At 68.8% G+C, this 17,215-nt stretch carries 18 protein-coding genes; 14 read left to right on the top strand and 4 right to left on the bottom strand.

Features of this window, described 5'->3' with window-relative positions; translation table 11 throughout:
• Position 1 precedes the first annotated feature (1 nt).
• Positions 2-283, bottom strand: a complete 282-nt coding sequence (locus tag ACWGLC_RS05895; protein WP_452099002.1) for a YciI family protein — start codon at positions 281-283, stop codon at positions 2-4.
• Positions 284-359: 76 nt separating this feature from the next.
• Here ACWGLC_RS05895 and pgsA point away from each other — a divergent pair, with 76 nt between their 5' ends.
• The 9 genes from pgsA to ACWGLC_RS05850 all read left to right on the top strand — a co-directional run bounded on the left by pgsA (position 360) and on the right by ACWGLC_RS05850 (position 7,177).
• Positions 360-947: a CDP-diacylglycerol--glycerol-3-phosphate 3-phosphatidyltransferase gene (gene pgsA / locus ACWGLC_RS05890; RefSeq protein WP_452099001.1), complete on the top strand. Its 588-nt coding sequence runs from the start codon at positions 360-362 to the stop codon at positions 945-947.
• Positions 944-1,486: a CinA family protein gene (locus ACWGLC_RS05885; protein WP_452099000.1), complete on the top strand. Its 543-nt coding sequence runs from the start codon at positions 944-946 to the stop codon at positions 1,484-1,486. The genes pgsA and ACWGLC_RS05885 overlap by 4 nt, the downstream gene beginning before the upstream one ends.
• 68 nt (positions 1,487-1,554) lie before the next feature.
• The gene (locus ACWGLC_RS05880) at positions 1,555-1,869 is read left to right on the top strand and encodes a helix-turn-helix domain-containing protein (protein WP_230929072.1); all 315 of its coding nucleotides are present in this window, start codon (positions 1,555-1,557) and stop codon (positions 1,867-1,869) included.
• Between the two features lie 99 nt (positions 1,870-1,968).
• Complete coding sequence (locus tag ACWGLC_RS05875) at positions 1,969-2,796, top strand: PspA/IM30 family protein (protein WP_452098999.1); 828 nt, start codon at positions 1,969-1,971, stop codon at positions 2,794-2,796.
• Between the two features lie 70 nt (positions 2,797-2,866).
• On the top strand, positions 2,867-3,061 hold the full coding sequence (locus ACWGLC_RS05870) for a DUF3046 domain-containing protein (RefSeq protein WP_452098998.1): 195 nt from the start codon (positions 2,867-2,869) through the stop codon (positions 3,059-3,061).
• A 225-nt stretch (positions 3,062-3,286) separates the two neighbouring features.
• Entirely contained in the window at positions 3,287-4,390 is a 1,104-nt protein-coding gene (gene recA / locus ACWGLC_RS05865; protein WP_452098997.1) for a recombinase RecA, read from the top strand.
• Between the two features lie 5 nt (positions 4,391-4,395).
• Complete coding sequence (locus tag ACWGLC_RS05860; protein ID WP_452098996.1) at positions 4,396-5,013, top strand: regulatory protein RecX; 618 nt, start codon at positions 4,396-4,398, stop codon at positions 5,011-5,013.
• A 62-nt stretch (positions 5,014-5,075) separates the two neighbouring features.
• Positions 5,076-6,608 (top strand): tRNA (N6-isopentenyl adenosine(37)-C2)-methylthiotransferase MiaB, encoded by a 1,533-nt coding sequence (miaB, locus tag ACWGLC_RS05855; protein WP_452099072.1) that lies wholly within the window; start codon positions 5,076-5,078, stop codon positions 6,606-6,608.
• Positions 6,596-7,177: an Rv2732c family membrane protein gene (locus ACWGLC_RS05850; RefSeq protein WP_452098995.1), complete on the top strand. Its 582-nt coding sequence runs from the start codon at positions 6,596-6,598 to the stop codon at positions 7,175-7,177. Before miaB ends, ACWGLC_RS05850 begins: the two co-directional genes overlap by 13 nt.
• 86 nt (positions 7,178-7,263) lie before the next feature.
• Here the strand turns inward: ACWGLC_RS05850 and ACWGLC_RS05845 are convergent, their stop codons facing one another.
• A complete protein-coding gene (locus tag ACWGLC_RS05845; RefSeq protein ID WP_452098994.1) occupies positions 7,264-8,655 on the bottom strand; it encodes a DUF349 domain-containing protein in 1,392 nt (463 codons plus the stop codon).
• 256 nt (positions 8,656-8,911) lie between these two features.
• On the opposite strand from ACWGLC_RS05845, the gene ACWGLC_RS05840 reads away from it, so the two are divergent.
• From ACWGLC_RS05840 to ACWGLC_RS05830, 3 genes are read left to right on the top strand one after another with little or no spacing between them, the layout of a single operon-like run.
• Positions 8,912-9,655: a hypothetical protein gene (locus tag ACWGLC_RS05840; protein WP_452098993.1), complete on the top strand. Its 744-nt coding sequence runs from the start codon at positions 8,912-8,914 to the stop codon at positions 9,653-9,655.
• The gene (gene miaA / locus ACWGLC_RS05835; RefSeq protein WP_452099071.1) at positions 9,625-10,605 is read left to right on the top strand and encodes a tRNA (adenosine(37)-N6)-dimethylallyltransferase MiaA; all 981 of its coding nucleotides are present in this window, start codon (positions 9,625-9,627) and stop codon (positions 10,603-10,605) included. The genes ACWGLC_RS05840 and miaA overlap by 31 nt, the downstream gene beginning before the upstream one ends.
• Positions 10,602-11,348, top strand: a complete 747-nt coding sequence (locus tag ACWGLC_RS05830) for an IclR family transcriptional regulator (protein WP_452098992.1) — start codon at positions 10,602-10,604, stop codon at positions 11,346-11,348. Before miaA ends, ACWGLC_RS05830 begins: the two co-directional genes overlap by 4 nt.
• Positions 11,349-11,449: 101 nt before the next feature.
• On the opposite strand, the gene ACWGLC_RS05825 is transcribed toward ACWGLC_RS05830, so the two are convergent.
• Positions 11,450-13,630 carry a malate synthase G gene (locus ACWGLC_RS05825; RefSeq protein ID WP_452098991.1) on the bottom strand — a complete coding sequence of 727 codons (2,181 nt, stop codon included), beginning with the start codon at positions 13,628-13,630 and terminating at the stop codon, positions 11,450-11,452.
• Between the two features lie 119 nt (positions 13,631-13,749).
• Between ACWGLC_RS05825 and dapF the strand changes: the two genes are divergently transcribed.
• A complete protein-coding gene (gene dapF, locus ACWGLC_RS05820) occupies positions 13,750-14,634 on the top strand; it encodes a diaminopimelate epimerase (RefSeq protein ID WP_452098990.1) in 885 nt (294 codons plus the stop codon).
• 73 nt (positions 14,635-14,707) lie between these two features.
• Positions 14,708-16,156, top strand: coding sequence for a GTPase HflX (hflX, locus tag ACWGLC_RS05815; RefSeq protein WP_452098989.1), 1,449 nt, complete (start codon positions 14,708-14,710; stop codon positions 16,154-16,156).
• Between the two features lie 54 nt (positions 16,157-16,210).
• Here hflX and lexA read toward each other — a convergent pair whose 3' ends face one another.
• Positions 16,211-16,879 (bottom strand): transcriptional repressor LexA, encoded by a 669-nt coding sequence (gene lexA / locus ACWGLC_RS05810; RefSeq protein ID WP_452098988.1) that lies wholly within the window; start codon positions 16,877-16,879, stop codon positions 16,211-16,213.
• Positions 16,880-17,215 lie beyond the last annotated feature (336 nt).

The following is a 17,215-nucleotide window of genomic DNA, read 5'->3' as shown; positions in this document are numbered from 1 at the left end:
CTCAGGCCAGCGCACCGAACACGGGCATCCATTCCCGGACGGTGATCTCCGGGACCACGCCCCGGACGCAGTGCGGGTCCTGAGCGATCAGTGCGCGTGCGGCCTCGTCGTCGTCGGCCTCGACCAGGAGCAACGCACCGGAGCCGTCCACGAACGGACCCACGGTACGGATCGAGCCCGCCTCGACCCGGGCCGCCAGCCATTCGCGGTGCGCGGGCTTGTTCGCCTCCCGCTCGTCGGTCTGTGCGGCCTCGTAGCGGTAGGTGACGGCGAAGAGCGGCATGTGGGGTCTCCCTCTGGTGTGGGTGGGCTGGCTGTGCCGTCAAGGGTAGGCGGGCGGCTCTGGCTAAGGTGAAGAGGTGACTACCTCCACGACTGGCGAAGGCAGCCCCACCGCCGAGGTCCCCGTTCTCAACATCGCGAACCTCCTCACGGTGCTGCGGATCATCCTGGTCCCGGTCTTCCTCGTCGTGTTCTTCGTGGCGGGCGCCCAGGACGCCTGGTGGCGGATCGGTGCGTTCTGCGTGTTCGCCGTCGCGATGTTGACCGACTACGCAGACGGTTACCTCGCGCGCAGACTCGGACTCATCACCGATTTCGGCAAGATCGCCGACCCGATCGCGGACAAGGCACTCATGGCCGCGGCAATGATCTCGCTCTCGCTCGTCCACGATCTGTTCTGGTGGGTCACCGTCGTCATCCTGGTGCGCGAAGTCGGGATCACGCTCTGGCGCTTCTTCGGCGTCGACCACGTGGTGGCGGCGAGCAGGGGCGGCAAGCTCAAGACCGTCACGCAGACACTCGGCGTCGGGCTGCTCATCCTGCCGCTGCCCTACTGGGTGTGGCCACTGGAGTGGCTCATCGTCGGCGTGGCGGTGGTGCTGACCGTCTACACCGGGATCGACTACGTGGTCAAGGCCCGGCAGGCCGCGGCGCGGGGCCGATGAGCGAGCCCGGGGCGGTCGAGGGGCCGGGGAAGGCGTCGGTGGAGGAGGCACTCGTCGCGACGCTGAAGGCCCGGGGATGGACCCTCGCCACTGCCGAGTCGCTGACAGCCGGCCTCGTGGCGGCCACGATCGCGGACGTGCCCGGGGCCAGTGCGGTGTTGCGGGGCGGGCTCGTCGTCTACGCCACCGACCTCAAGCATGTCCTGGCCGACGTGCCGCAGAACGTCCTGGACCTGCACGGAGCGGTGTCCGCGGAGACCGCGCGGGCGCTGGCCACGGGCGCGGCGGCCCGCTGCCGGGCGGACGTCGGACTCGCGCTGACCGGGGTGGCGGGCCCCGACGAGCAGGAGGGTCTTCCGGTCGGCACTGTGTACGTGGGGCTGTGCGTCCCAGGTCGTGCGGCATGGTCGGTGCGGTTGGCGCTCGCCGGTGATCGACGGCGGATCCGCGACCAGGCGTGCGACGCGGCGATGTCGCTGGTCACCGAGGTGGCGGCCGGGGCCCGCCCGGCCGGCGGGAACGGAGGGCGGGATCGATGAACGGACGTCCTGCGACGGGGATCGGGAAAGTGGGAACGAATCCGGAAGGTGACGCGTTGTACCCGGTGATGCCGAACATCCAGATGACCACACTGCCCCGCCCCGACCAGCCGAGCGCCCCGCCGTTGTTGCGCGAGACCCTCGGGACGGTTCTGCGTGGCCTGCGCGGGGAGTCAGGTCGGACCCTGCGGGATGTAGCCGACGCGGCGAGGGTCAGCCCCGGATATCTCTCCGAGATCGAGCGGGGGCGCAAGGAGGCCTCCAGCGAATTGCTTGCGTCGATCTCCGGAGCGCTGGAGGTGTCGCTCGGCGAGATCCTCATCCGCGCGGCGCTGGAGGTCTCGCCACCGGGCACGTTCACCGAGCCCGTGCTCGCAGCCTGATTCCCTTTCCGGGACAACTCCAGGTGGTCCACCCATGACGGCGTTCGGTACCGTAGAACAGACCCGTCGTCCGAATCGGCAGAAGGACTAAACGCAGCGATGGCCAATCCGTTTTCCAAGGCATGGCGCTACCTCATGGCGTTGTTCGATTCGAAGATCGACGAACACGCCGATCCGAAGGTGCAGATCCAGCAGGCCATCGCCGACGCGCAGCGTCAGCACCAGCAGCTCTCACAGCAGGCCGCGGCCGTCATCGGTAACCAGCGCCAGCTCGAGATGAAACTGAACCGGCAACTCGCGGACATCGAGAAGCTCCAGGGGTCTACCCGTCAGGCGCTGCAGATGTCGGACCAGGCCCGTCAGAACGGTGACGTGCAGAAGGCCACCGAGTACGAGAACGCCGCCGAGGCGTTCGCGGCGCAGCTCGTCACCGCGGAGCAGAACGTGGAGGACCTCAAGGGTCTGCACGATCAGTCTCTTCAGGCCGCCGGTCAGGCGAAGAAGGCCGTCGAGCAGAACGCCATGGTGCTCCAGCAGAAGGTCGCAGAGCGCACCAAGCTCCTCAGCCAGCTCGAGCAGGCCAAGATGCAGGAGCAGGTCAGTGCCTCCCTGCAGTCGATGTCGGAGCTGTCGTCCGGTGGTAACACCCCGAACCTCGATCAGGTCCGCGACAAGATCGAGAAGCGTTACGCCAACGCACTCGGCTCCGCGGAGCTCGCCCAGAACTCGGTCCAGGGCCGGATGATGGAGATCGAGCAGGCGTCCACGCAGATGGCGGGCCACAGTCGGCTCGAGCAGATCCGGGCGTCGATGCAGGCGGAGGGCGGCCAGCTCGGCCAGGGCAGCGGCTCCTCCGGTCAGCTCGGACAGGGCCAAGCGCAGCCGGCCACACCGCCCCAGCAGCAGGCGCAGACCGAACAGCAGTGATCTGTAGGCACACGGGCCGTCGGCGGGTTCGCCGGCGGCCCGTTGTCGTCCGAACAGGGAGGGGCAGCGGGTGACACTGACCGAGTTCAACGCCAGAACGGTGGAGGCCTTCGGTGAACTCCGCGCGGACCACCTCGTGCGGACGCACCATCTTGCCGCGTGCGGTGGCCGTACCGCCCATGAGGCGATCGATGGAGGACAATCGGTCAAGCAGGTCTGGCTCGCGCTCTGTGACGAGTTCGACGTCCCCGAACAGTTGCGCTAGCGCCATATGTACGGCGTGTCGTTCGACGTCGAACAGACGTTCCCCTACACTGGAACACGGATGACGGCGGGCCCCGGCTGTCCACAGGGCGTCACCAGTCCACAGGAGACGGTCGCCGGGCCTCGTATGGCGCTTCGTGTCGTACCCGGCCCGTAACGTCCGCGAGTGAAACCACACAGACCGATCGGCGAGGCGCCGGAGGTCGAGCACGAACGGAGCAGACACATGGCAGCTAAGGCCAAGACGGGCACGGGCAAGCCCGGCGCCGCGCAGAATCGTGAGCAGGCACTCGAACTGGCCCTGGCCCAGATCGACAAGGCCTACGGCAAGGGCTCCGTCATGCGGTTGGGAGACGACAATCGGCCGCCGGTCCAGGTCATCCCCTCCGGCGCACTGTCGCTGGACGTGGCGCTCGGGGTCGGCGGATTCCCCCGTGGCCGTGTCGTGGAGATCTACGGTCCGGAGTCCTCGGGTAAGACCACCGTGGCCCTCCACGCTGTCGCCAACGCCCAGGCCGCCGGTGGTATCGCGGCGTTCATCGATGCGGAACACGCACTCGATCCGGAGTACGCACGCAAGCTCGGCGTGGATACGGACAACCTCATCGTCTCTCAGCCGGATACCGGCGAGCAGGCGCTCGAGATCGCGGACATGCTCGTCAAGTCCGGAGCCATCGACATCCTGGTGATCGACTCCGTTGCGGCGCTCGTGCCGCGCGCGGAGATCGAGGGCGAGATGGGCGACAGTCACGTCGGACTCCAGGCCCGCCTCATGAGTCAGGCCCTGCGAAAGATGACGGGCGCCCTGCACAACACCGGGACCACCGCGGTGTTCATCAACCAGCTTCGCGAGAAGATCGGCGTGATGTTCGGCTCGCCCGAGACCACCACCGGTGGTAAGGCGCTCAAGTTCTACGCCTCGGTGCGGCTGGACGTGCGTCGCATCGAGACGCTGAAGGACGGGGCGGACGCGGTCGGTAACCGCACCAAGGTCAAGGTCGTCAAGAACAAGGTTGCGCCGCCCTTCAAGATCGCCGAGTTCGACATCGTCTACGGCGAGGGCATCAGCCGCGAGGGCTCGCTCATCGACATGGGCGTGGAGAACGGCTTCATCAAGAAGTCCGGTTCCTGGTTCACCTACGGTCAGGACCAGCTGGGGCAGGGTAAGGAGAATGCCCGCCGCTACCTCAAGGAGAACCCGGCCGTCCGGGACGAGATCGAGCGCAAGATCCTGGACAAGCTCAACATCGGAGCGGGGGCCGAGATCGCGGAGATCGAGGCGGAGTCCGACGAGGACGCCCCGATCGACGTGGTGCCCGTCGAGTTCTGATGCCGATGGATCGGACGCGCCCGGAAGGGCAGCGCGCGACCGGTCAGCGCCCGGAGCTCGATGCGGATGAGCTCCGGGCGGCAATAGCGGCGGTCGAAGCCCGTCCGTCGGGATCGTCGGACCTGCCTCCGCTCGCTCCGGAGGCGCACGAGGCGGCAACGGCGGCACTGCGGTTACTCCGCTACCGGCCACGTAGTGAGCATGAGCTACGTGGGCGTCTGGCCGAGAAGGAACACCCGGCAGAGGCGATCGACGAGGCGATCGACCGCATCCGGGTGTGGGGCTTGATCGACGACGCGGAGTTCGCTGCGGAATGGGTGCGGGGTCGTCGGCGGCGGCGGGGTCGAGCCCGCGGCGCCCTGGAACGCGAGCTCCGGGACAAGGGCGTCGCGGAGGCCCACATCGCCGACGCGGTGGCCGATATAGACGATTCCGATGAACGTCTGCAGGCCACGGAACTCGTGCGCGCTCGTTTGTCGAGACGCCCTGCCGGCGCGGCCAGCGGAGCGGCTCGCGCCGGGGAACGGCGTCGACTCGTGTCGTTCCTCGCCCGGCGGGGCTATCCCACGGGGCTGGCCATGGCCGTGGTGGATGCCGAGTTGGCGGCCCACGCTTCGTCCTGAGTACCCTGGCCTGCGTGGATTCTCTCGTGACCGACCTGCAGCAGGCGCCCGGGGACGCCCCGGTGGACGGCGCCGATCAGCGGACCTACCAGGTGCGCACCTTCGGATGCCAGATGAACGTCCATGACTCCGAACGGATGTCCGGGGTCCTGGAAGAGGCGGGCTATATCCCCTTCGAGGGGGAGGCCGACCCGGTGACCGGCGCCCTTCCGGACCTCGTGGTCTTCAACACCTGCGCGGTGCGTGAGAACGCCGACAACCGACTCTACGGAACGCTGGGGCATCTGCGCCCGTGGAAGGACGCCAACCCGCGCCTGCAGATCGCCGTCGGCGGGTGTCTGGCGCAGAAGGACAAGGACGTCGTCGTCTCGCGGGCGCCCTGGGTGGACGTGGTGTTCGGCACCCACAACCTCGGCCACTTGGCGACCCTGCTCGAGCGTTCGAGGCACAACGAGCGCGCCGAGGTCGAGATCGCCGAGTCTCTTCAGCACTTTCCCTCGACTCTGCCAGCGACCCGTGATTCGGCCTATGCGGGCTGGGTGTCGGTGTCCGTCGGCTGCAACAACACGTGCACGTTCTGCATCGTTCCCTCGCTACGTGGCAAAGAGGTTGACCGCCGGCCGGGCGAGGTCCTCGCCGAGGTCCAGGCCCTCGCCGACGAGGGGGTCATCGAGGTGACCCTCCTCGGCCAGAACGTCAACGCCTACGGCAGGTCGTTCCACGACCCGGATGAGCCCTCGGACAAGGGCGCATTCGCGAAGTTGCTTCGCGCCGCCGGTCGGATCGAGGGGATCGAACGAATTCGATTCACCTCGCCGCACCCTGCCGAGTTCACAGACGATGTGATCGAGGCGATGGCGTCCACTCCTACCGTGTGCCCGCAGCTGCACATGCCCCTGCAGTCCGGTTCCGACCGCGTACTGCGCGCGATGCGACGGTCGTACCGCTCGGAGAAGTTCCTCGGCATCCTGGACCGGGTCCGCGTCGCGATGCCGGACGCCGCGATCACCACCGATATCATCGTGGGCTTCCCCGGGGAGACCGAGGATGACTTCCAGGCGACGCTGGACGTGGTCGAGAAGGCGCGATTCTCCAGCGCGTTCACCTTCCAGTATTCTCCGCGCCCGGGCACCCCGGCCGCCACCATGGAGGACCAGATCCCCAAGGCCGTCGTCCAGGAGCGGTACGAGCGACTCATCGAACTCCAGGAGCGGATCACGCTGGAGGAGAACCAGGCCCGCGTCGGCCGGGTGGTGGAGGTCCTCGTCACCGCCGACGAGGGACGCAAGGATGCCGCCACCGCGCGGATGACGGGGCGAGCGCGCGACGGCAGACTCGTGCACTTCGCGCCGACCGGTGACTACGCGGATCGCGTCCGCCCGGGTGACGTGATCACCACGCGGGTCACGGCTGCGGCCCCACACCACCTGCTCGCCGACGACGGCGTGCTCAGCTACCGCGCCACCCGCGCCGGCGACCGGCACGAGGCGGGGGAGAAGCCCGAGACCCCGCCGATCGGCGTCGGCCTCGGACTGCCCACATTGCGTCGAGACGTCGCGGTCGACGACGTCATTGAGAAGGGATGCCCCACGTGAGTAACGCGGACCGCCCCGATCCCATCGCCGGGATCATGGAAGTAACCCGAAACGCGGAATCAGAGATGCGCCGCAAGGACCGGGTGCTCGGCCGGACGCTCGTGATCGGCCGGGCCTACCTCGTGTCCACGGTGCTCATCGTCATCCTCGCCGCGGTGCTTCTCCTTCCGCACAGTGACGGGGTGCGCGGTATCGACGTGCTGTTCTTCACCGACGCGGCCGCCGATCAGTCGACCTCGTTGCCCTCGCACATCTTCGTGCTGTTGTATTCCGTGGGCACGATCGGGTTCGGCGCACTCATGATCCTCACCCAGAAGTGGTGGGCGGCCGGAGTCGCTTGGAGTGCCACCTGCGTGTCAGCGGTCTACGGAATCCTGGCGATCTGGCTCCGTCAGTCCGGACGCGGGCCCGACCCGGATTTCCAGGGTTTCGGAGGCCCGGGTATCGGAATGTACCTGAGTGAGATCCTGCTGTTCCTGCTCATCGGAACTCTCGCCGGCGTGCTCTGGACGCGCACCCCCGAGCAGCGCCAGTTGGAAGAGAACGCGCGCAGCGGGGACGGCCTCTGATCTGATCTGGGCAGACATGACGACGGGGGCGGGGTTCCAGGCACCCCGCCCCCGTCGTCATCGGCCGGCGCGTATCGCTGACCCGGTCAGCGCGTGTCGACGGCGTTCTCCGCGGCCTCCGCCCACTCCCGCCACTGGGCGGCCTGGGAGCGTGCCTTGTCGGCGTCCTTGCTCTTGCCCGCGGCTTCGGCCTTCTCGGCCTGGTCCTCGAAGTCGCGGACCCGGTCCCAGAACTGCCCCGCGCGGGCTTTGGCCTCCGGATCGGTGCGACGCCACTCGGTGTCGGCGGCCTCCGAAACCGACTTCTCGATCGCCCGGATCCGGTTCTCGAGCGGACCCATCCGATCGCGGGGAACCTTCCCGATCTCCTCCCAACGCGACTGCAGTTCGCGCAGGGTCGTGCGGGCGGCGGCCAGGTCGGTGCCGGGCTTGATCCGACCCTCGTACTCCTCGAGGAGAGCCTCCTTGGCCTCGGCGTTCACCTCGAACTCCGCATCGCGTTCGGCGGCGGCGGCGTGCCGGGCGTCGAAGAAGGTGTCCTGCGCTGCCTTGAAGCGCTTCCACAGGGCATCGTCCGCCTCACGCGGTGCCCGGCCGGCCGCCTTCCATTCGTCCATGAGCCGCCGGTACGAGGTGGCGGTGTCGTTCCATTCGGTGGAGCCGGACATGGCCTCGGCTCGTTCGACCAGTTCTTCCTTGACCCGCTTCACCGATGCCCTGTTGCGATCGAGTTCGGCGAAGTGGGAACCGCGGCGACGGTTGAATGCCTCGCGCGCCTTGGAGAACCGCTTCCACAATGCGTCGTCGGTCTTCCGGTCGATACCACGGATCGTCTTCCACTCGTCCAGGATCTCCCGGAGCCGGTCGCCGGCCGCCTTCCACTGAGTCGACGACGCGCCGATCTCCTCGGCCTCGGACGCCAGTTCCTCCTTGCGGGCGATTGCCGCGGAGCGCTGCTCGTCCTTGCGCTGACGAGCCCGGGCCTCGACCTCACCCGAACGTTCGACCACGGCGGCCACCCGCACCGCGAGTGAGTCCAGGTCGCCCACCGCGGCGGCGGTGGGGATCTGTTGGGCCAGGGCCTCAGCGGACGCGCGAGTCTTCCGGGCGTCCTGGGGATGCGTGTCCAGGCGGGTCTCGAGGAGGGAGACCTCGGCGGCGAGATCATCGAAACGAAGCCCGAAGTGGGCCAGCCCTTCGGCCGGAACTCCCGCCTGCCACGAGCCGACCTGACGTTCACCGTCAGCGGTCCTGACGAACACCGCGCCCGATTCATCGACCCGACCCCACTCGGCGGGGTCGGACGCGCGGGTGGCCTTGGCTTCCGCTGCCGGGGCCGGGCTCGGCGTGGTCTTCCGGGCCATCGCGGCGGGGGAGGGGGCTCCCGGGCGCGGCCCGGGACGGGGCCCGGGCCCGGGGGTCGGCGACGTCCCTCCGGACTCCTGACCGCTCGCGGCGGTGGGTGACTGGTCGCTCATGTGGTCCTCGTTTCCTTCTGCCGCGTATCACGGCACCGTCGCCGGGCTGACATCCCGGTCATCGCCTCGCCGTCCCGCTACCGGGCCGACACCCTCCTAGTGTGTACCAACGCAGCCACGTTCGTCGGCTGTATCTGTACGTGGCGCCGGATAGTCGGCCGACTCCGCCGGAGAGGCGGGCCGCGGGGACGCCCGGCCACGCGCCCCCGTGTGGCATCGGAAGACCCTCCCCGCGGGAACAGTAGGGTTCCCTGATGTGAGCAGTCCCGTCGTCCTGATCCCCGGTGCACCGGTGCTGGTGCCCGAGCTGTCCGGCGCAGCAGCCGCGGAGAGCACCCGCGAGGTCGAGTTGCTGTGCGAACAGCTCCGGCGGGCGTCCGGCTCAGCGTCACGTGTCGTGGTGGTGGGCACCGACCCGCAGCGCAGGGCCGTGCAGGACGTCAGCTCGTCCCTGCGACGGTGGGGTGCCGACGTTCGAGTCGGACGTCCGAGCGCCCCGTCCGCCCCACGGGGGAGCGTGCCCGATGCGGCATTGATCGCGTGGTGGATGCTCGACCGGGCGGGCTCTGGGCTACCGCGGACGTTCGAGGCGGTGGATGAGCAGGGTCGGATCGCGAACTCGACACCGGTGAAGGTGTCCGACGGCGACGCTCTCGTCGTCGTCGCGGATGGCCCCGCCTCGTTGACCCCGCGCGCGCCCGTTCCGGAGGACCCGCGCGGGGTGGCTCTCGACGCCGCACTCACCGCGTGGCTGCGCGACGGTGGCGCCCTCCCGGACCCCGGGCCGGCCTCGGCGGCCGAGGTGGGGTGGTGGAGCCGCCCGTCCTGGTTGGCCCTCGCCGAGCTCATCGGGGACCGCACAGCGGTCGACACGGTCTCGTGGGCACCGTTCGGCGTCGGCTATCACGCCGCGCGGTGGGAACCGATCCCGCCCCGTGCGACGTCCGCCGCCGGCTCGTCTGCCACGGGATGCGCGGCCTACGACGGGGGCCCGCAGTGACCGACACGACCCCGATCGCGGTGGTGGGTGCCACCGGCACCGGTAAATCGGAGATCGCCCTGGGGCTGGCCGAGACCCTCGGCGGTGAAGTCATCAACTGCGACGCCATGCAGCAGTACCGCGGTATGGACATCGGCACGGCCAAGCTCCCCCCGGACAAGCGCCGGGGGATCCCGCACCACCGCTTCGACGTCCTCGACGTGACCGAGACCGCCAGCGTCGCCGATTTCCGCGATGAGGCCGAGCGGGAGATCTCCGAGATCCGCGGGCGGGGGAACGTGCCGATCCTGTGCGGTGGCTCGATGATGTACCTGCAGGCGCTGATCGACGGCTGGTCCATCCCCGACACCGATCCGCGGGTGCGGGCGCGGTACGAGCGCCGGCTCGAGGAGATCGGGGTGGCCGCGCTGCACGCAGAACTGTCACGTATCGACCCCGAGGCGGCCCGCACCATCCTGCCGACCGACCCGCGCCGCACCGTCCGGGCGATGGAGGTCGTGGAGATCACCGGGCGCCCGTTCTCGGCCTCCCGCCCGACCATCGGCGAGCCCCGGTGGGGGACCCGGATCCTCGGATTGCGGTGCGGGTTGCCCGAGTTGGACGAGCGACTGGCAGCGCGCACGGCCGCGATGTTCGCCAACGGACTGGTCGACGAGGTGCGCGGGCTGGTCGGCGTGGGCCTGCGGGACGGCGTCACCGCGCGTCGCGCAATCGGCTACGCGCAGGTTCTCGACGAGATGGACGACGACCTGGGCATCGACGAAGCCGGGGTCGCCTGCGCGGAGGAGCGCACGTTCATCGGCACGCGCCGCTACGTCCGGCGACAGCGCTCGTGGTTTGGCCGTGACCACCGGATCCACTGGATCGACACCGACACCCTTGGCGGGCAGGCGCGCCCCGGCGGACCGTTGCGCGCCGCCCTGGAGACTCTCGAGGAGGCCCGACGATGAGCGAGCCCGGTGCGGGCAGGTCCCGCGTCCAGTCCGTGGATCGCACCTTCGCGTTGCTGGACGCCCTCGCACTGCGCGGGGGGCGCGCGTCCCTCGGCGACCTGGTCGCCGACACCGGCCTGGCCGCCGCGACGGTCCACCGCCTGTGCGGCACGCTCGCCGAGAGTGGACACCTGCGCCGTGACGCGCGGCGCGACTACCTGTTGGGCCCCCGCCTTCAGCGGGTCGGCGACGCCGCCCGGCGCGCGACCCTGGAATGGGCCGAGCCGGTTCTGCGGGCAATCGTGGCAGGGACCGGCGAGACCGCGAACATGGCCGTCCGCGAGGGGGACGGTGTGGTGTATCTCGCCCAGGTGCCCTCCCCGCACTCGATGCGGATGTTCACCGAGGTGGGGCGCAGGGTGGAGGTCCACTGCACCGCCGTGGGGAAGGCGCTGGTGGCGGGCGACGACGACGACGAGGTCCGCGCGATGCTCGGTCGGGCCGGTATGCGTCGCTACACCTCGACGACGATCGTCCGCCCCGACGCGCTGATCGCCGAGCTCGACCGGATCCGTCGCTCGGGTTTCGCGACCGACGAATCCGAGCAGGAGGAGGGGGTGCGCTGCGTGGCGATAGCCGTGGGGGAGGGCGCCGCCTCGTTCGCGGTGTCCGCATCCGGCCCCGAGGCGCGGTTCACCTCCGATCGCAGGGACGCCGCTGTGGGGATCCTGCGTGCGGCGGTGGCCGGGCTGAACACGTGACCTGACGACGAGAGCCGGCAGTCCACCCGGGTGGACTGCCGGCTCTCGTCACGCGTGGATCGCCGATCGCGCGGGGCCGTGGTGGTCACCGGCCCCGGCGATCACTGACCGTTGGCGGCCTTGAACTCGCGGCGGCGCCGGTGCAGGATCGGCTCGGTGTAGCCCGAGGGCTGCGTTGTGCCCTCGAGGACGAGCTCACGGGCGGCCTGCCAGGCGATGGACTCCTCGACGTTCGGAGCCATGTTCCGGTACGCGTCGTCGCCGGCATTCTGGCCGTCGACGATCTCGGCCATGCGGCGCAGGGAGTCCTCGACGAACTCGGCGGAGACGATCCCGTGGCGGATCCAGTTGGCCAGCAACTGCGAGGAGATGCGCAGCGTGGCGCGGTCCTCCATGAGATTGACATCGTGGATGTCCGGAACCTTGGAGACGCCGATGCCCTGCTCGACCCAGCGCACCACGTAGCCGAGGATCGTCTGGCAGGAGTTGTCGACCTCCTCCTTCTTCTCCGCGTCGGTCCAGTCCGTGCTGGGCGCCAGCGGCACCGTGAGGATCTCGTCCACCGAGGCGCGCGGGCCGCCGGCCAGGAGCTCCTCCTGGCGCGTCATCACGTTCACGCGGTGGTAGTGCGTGGCGTGCAGGGTCGCACCCGTCGGCGACGGGACCCAGGCGGTGTTGGCCCCGGCCTCGGGCTGGCCGATCTTCTCGGCGAGCATCTCGGCCATGAGGTCGGTCTTGGCCCACATCCCCTTACCGATCTGGGCGCGACCGCGGAGACCGCACGCCAGGCCGGTGTCGACGTTGAAATCCTCGTAGGCGCTCATCCACAGCGCGGACTTCATCTCCGCCTTGCGGATCATCGGGCCGGCCTCCATGGAGGTGTGGATCTCGTCGCCGGTGCGGTCGAGAAAGCCGGTGTTGATGAACACGACGCGCTCGGTGGCCTCGGCGATGCACGCCGCGAGGTTGACCGAGGTGCGGCGCTCCTCGTCCATGATGCCGACCTTGAGCGTGTTGGCCGGAAGGCCCAGGAGCTTCTCGACACGGCCGAACAGCTCGCTGGTGAACGCGACCTCGGCAGGGCCGTGCTGCTTGGGCTTGACGATGTAGATCGAGCCGGAACGGCTGTTGCCACGCTCGTTGCCCTCGGCGATGCCGTGGATACCGGCGAGAGCGGTGACGAGCGCGTCGAGGATGCCCTCGGGGAGCTCGTTGCCCTCGGTGTCCAGGACAGCCGGGTTGGTCATGAGGTGTCCGACGTTGCGGACGAAGAGCAGGGAACGGCCGTGCAGGCGCACCTCGCCGGTGCCGTCCGGCGAGGTGAACACCCGGTCGTCGTTGAGGACACGGGTGAAGGTCTTGCCGCCCTTGGAGATCTCTTCGGACAGATCGCCCTTCATCAGCCCCAGCCAGTTGCGGTACCCGAGGGTCTTGTCCTCGGCGTCCACCGCGGCGACCGAATCCTCGAAGTCCATGATGGTGGTGACCGCGGATTCCAGGGCGACGTCCTTCACGCCGGCGGCATCGGTCGAGCCGATCGGGGAATCCGCATCGATCTCGATGTCGATGTGGAGACCGTTGTTGCGCAGGAGAACCGACGACGGCGACCCGGCATCGCCGAGATAGCCCACGAGCTGAGCGGCGTCCCGGAGTCCGGTGGTCGAGCCGTCGGCGACCGTGACCTGCAGAGCGCCGTCGACGACCGCGTAGCCGGTGGAGCCGACATGGCTGCCGGTCTCGAGCGGGGCCGCGTCGTCGAGGAACTCGCGGGCCCACTCGATGACCTTGTCGCCGCGCACCTTGTTGTAGGAGCTGCCCTGCTCCGCGCCATCGGACTCCGGAATGGCGTCGGTGCCGTAGAGGGCATCATAGAGCGAACCCCACCGCGCGTTGCCGGCGTTGATCGCGAAGCGCGCGTTGGTGATCGGCACCACGAGCTGCGGGCCGGCGATCGTCGCGATCTCCTCGTCGACGCCTGCGGTCTTCACCGAGACGGACTCGGGCGCGGGGACGAGGTACCCGATCTCCCGGAGGAACGTCTTATACGCGGCGGGATCGATCGGGGCCGGGTTCTCCTGATGCCACGCGTCGATCTTCGACTGCAGTTCGTCGCGCACCCCCAGAAGTTCCCGGTTACGAGGCGCGAGGTCGGTGAAGATCGCCGCCGCGCCGGCCCAGAACTCGTCGGGGTCGACCCCGGTACCCGGGATCGCCTGCGAATTGACGAAGTCGTACAGGACCTTGTCGACCTGGATACCGCCGACGGTGATGCGATCGGACATCGATGCTCTCCTCCTGTTAGGGGATCGTTCTCGGCTCCGACTCTAGTTGGCGCCTCTGACGGCTTCATCTGGCATTTCCACAGTGTGGAACGCCGGGCCCCCTGGGTAGGATTCGGCCCATGGCGCAGAACAGGTCGGTGGCTCCGGCGGAGATCACGTTCATCAAGGGGCACGGCACCATGAACGATTTCGTTCTCCTGCCGGACGACCGCGCCGAGCTCGAGCTCGACTCCGATCTCGTGCGTGCCCTGTGCGACCGCCGCGCGGGTATCGGAGCGGATGGGATCCTGCGGATCGCCACGGCAGGGGCGCTTGTGGAACAGGCGGTCCTGTCCGAGCTGCCGGACGGTGTGCTCGAGGCGGACTGGTTCATGGACTACCGCAACGCCGATGGCTCCATCGCCGAGATGTGTGGCAACGGGGTCCGGGTGTTCGCCCACGCGCTGGTCGCGACCGGCCGCGCGGAGACGGGAGAGGTCCGGGTCGGCACCCGTTCCGGACCCCGACCGGCCCGGATCCTCGAACACCGCGGAGATCGCGCGGTGGTCCGTGTCGATATGGGGCAGCCGGAGCTTCTCGGTCTGTCGTCAGTGCAGGTCGGGGATCGGACGTTCGCCGGGATCGCGGTGGACATGGGCAATCCCCACCTCGCCTGTGTCGTGCCCGGGCTCGATGGTGAGACGCTTGCGGCGCTTCCCCTCCACCGCCAACCGGGGTTCGACACGGACTTCTTTCCGGAGGGGGTCAACGTGGAGATCTCGACTCCCCTGCGGGAGGGCCGTGTCTCGATGCGGGTCCATGAACGTGGGGCGGGCGAGACGATGTCCTGTGGGACCGGAATCGTCGCCACGGCGGTGGCCGCGCTCGCGGATGCCGGCCGGACCGCCGGCGAGGTCGTCGTCACGGTGCCGGGCGGGGAGGTCGCCGTCGGCCTGACCGAGAGCGGATCCACGCTCACCGGCCCGTCGGTACTCGTCGCGGAGGGCACATTCCGGAGGTCGTAGCGCATGTTCTCCGTCTATCCCGGGGTCGGCGCCCGGCGGCATGACCGGGCTTGGTATGAGATGATGGCCGGGAATGACTAACGAATCCGGGGCGGCGGACCGCCCACTACGTAATCTCGACCCCTCCATCGGCGAACTGCAGCTCGAGGAACGCTCCTCGCTGCGCCGGGTCGCGGGTCTGTCCACAGAGCTCCAGGACGTCAACGATGCCGAGTACCGGCAACTCCGACTGGAGCGGGTCGTGCTCGTCGGGGTGTGGACCGAGGGCTCGTCCGCCCAGGCCGACGCGGCGATGGCCGAGCTCGCCCAACTCGCGGAGACCGCCGGGTCCGAGGTGTGCGACGCGCTGATCCAGCGCCGGGACAAGCCCGATGCGTCGACGTACATCGGGTCCGGCAAGGTGAGCGTGCTCAAGGATGTGATCGCCGCCACCGGCGCGGATACGGTGATCTGTGACGGTGAGCTGACCCCGGGCCAGCTGATCTCGCTGGAGAAAGCCGTGAACGTCAAGGTCATCGACCGGACCGCACTGATCCTGGATATCTTCGCCCAGCACGCCACGAGCCGCGAAGGCAAGGCGCAGGTCTCGCTGGCCCAGATGGAGTACATGCTTCCCAGGCTGCGGGGTTGGGGCGAGTCGCTCTCCCGGCAGGCAGGCGGCCGCGCCGGCAGCAACGGTGGGGTGGGCCTGCGCGGTCCCGGCGAGACCAAGATCGAAACCGACCGCCGCCGGATCCGTGAGCGGATGGCGAAGCTGCGACGCGAGATCAAGGGTATGAAGCAGGCTCGCGACACCAAGCGTCACCGCCGTCGTGCCACCCCGGTGCCGTCGATCGCGATCGCCGGGTACACCAACGCCGGTAAATCGAGTCTCCTGAACCGGATCACCGGAGCCGGGGTGCTCGTTCAGAACGCGCTGTTCGCCACCCTGGACCCCACGACCCGGCGTGCAGATCTCCCGGACGGGCGAACGGTCGTGTTCACCGACACCGTGGGCTTCGTCCGACACCTTCCCACGCAACTCGTTGAGGCATTCCGATCGACTCTGGAAGAGGTCGTCGATTCGGAACTGCTCCTGCACGTGGTCGATGGCTCGGATCCGATGCCGCTGCACCAGATCGAAGCGGTGCGCAGGGTGATCAACGACGTCGTCGAGGAGCAGGGCGCCGAGCGGCCCCGTGAGTTGGTCGTGATCAACAAGATCGATGCGGCAGACCCGTTGGTGCTGACCGAGCTGCATCACGCGGTTCCGGACGGCGTGTTCGTGTCCGCCGCGACGGGGGAGGGGATGGACGAGCTCCTCGAGGCGATCATGGACATCATTGCCTCCGGTGACACTGAGGTCACGCTACTCGTGCCCTACCGGCGGGGTGAGGTGATCTCCCGGGTGCACGCGGAGGGCGCGGTTCTCGCTGAGGCGCACACGCAGGAGGGCACGAGGATCACGGTGCGGCTGCCCCAGTCGGTGGCCGGCGAGGTGTCCGAGTTCCTGGCCGACGGCACACACGGCGGCGCCGCCTGAGCCCGGGTTCCGGGAGCAGGCGGCGCGGGCCGGACTGGGGACTTCTCGTGAACGTCACATCTTGCGGAAGACCGTGACAACCTTGCCGAGCACCGTCGCATGCTCGCCGGGAATGGGGCTGAACGCGGGATTATGGGGAAGTAGCCAGACGCCCGTCTCGTCCTTACGGAAGGTCTTGACCGTGGCCTCCCCGTCGATCATCGCGGCCACGATCTCGCCGTTGTCGGCCACGTTCTGCTGACGGACCACCACATAGTCGCCGTCACAGATCGCGGCGTCGATCATCGACTCGCCGACCACCTTGAGCATGAACAACTCCCCCGACCCCACCAGGTCCGCAGGTAGCGGGAACACTTCGTCGACCGCCTGTTCAGCCAGAATCGGCCCCCCGGCGGCGATGCGCCCCAGCACGGGAACATAGACCGCTTCCGTTGCCCCGGACGGGCGCCCCTGAGGCGGGGTGGGTGCGCGCCGACCCCGCGACTTCTGGCCCGGGACGCCATGCACGTCGACCGCCCGCGGCTTGTGGGGATCCCGGGTCAGGAAGCCCTTCTTCTCGAGGGTCCGGAGCTGATGCGCGACGGAGGAGGTGGACTGCAGTCCCACCGCATCGCCGATCTCCCGGATGCTGGGCGGATATCCACGGTCTTTCACCGTGTCGTGGATATGTAGCAGCACGCTCTTCTGACGAGGCGTGAGCGCCTCGAAGTCCGGTTTCGGCATCGCGATGTCCCTTCGGCGAATGGATGTTCGACGTCTCTCTTTGTCTACACCCTAGACGGGCCGGGAACGAAGCGCCACACACCTGTTCGAAGAAATTCGCGCTCGGGTGGTGACTGTGTCGGAGTCGCGTGATACAACTCTAGGCAGTGTTCGAGTTCGAACAGGTGTTTCGGGCAACACACACAAGCGTGCGATTCCGTGTCGCACAGTCTGTCGAGTAGGGAGTGGCCATGTCCGTTCAGGAGCTTCAGTCGCACGCGCACCTCACGCGGAGCTGGACCGAGGTCTGCGCAGGGGAACACGGCGTCGTCCCGGTCCGGGACTCGGGGGGCCGGG

Source organism: Dietzia sp. NPDC055877 (assembly GCF_053615975.1).
This window is presented reverse-complemented; position numbering and strand designations above follow the sequence as displayed.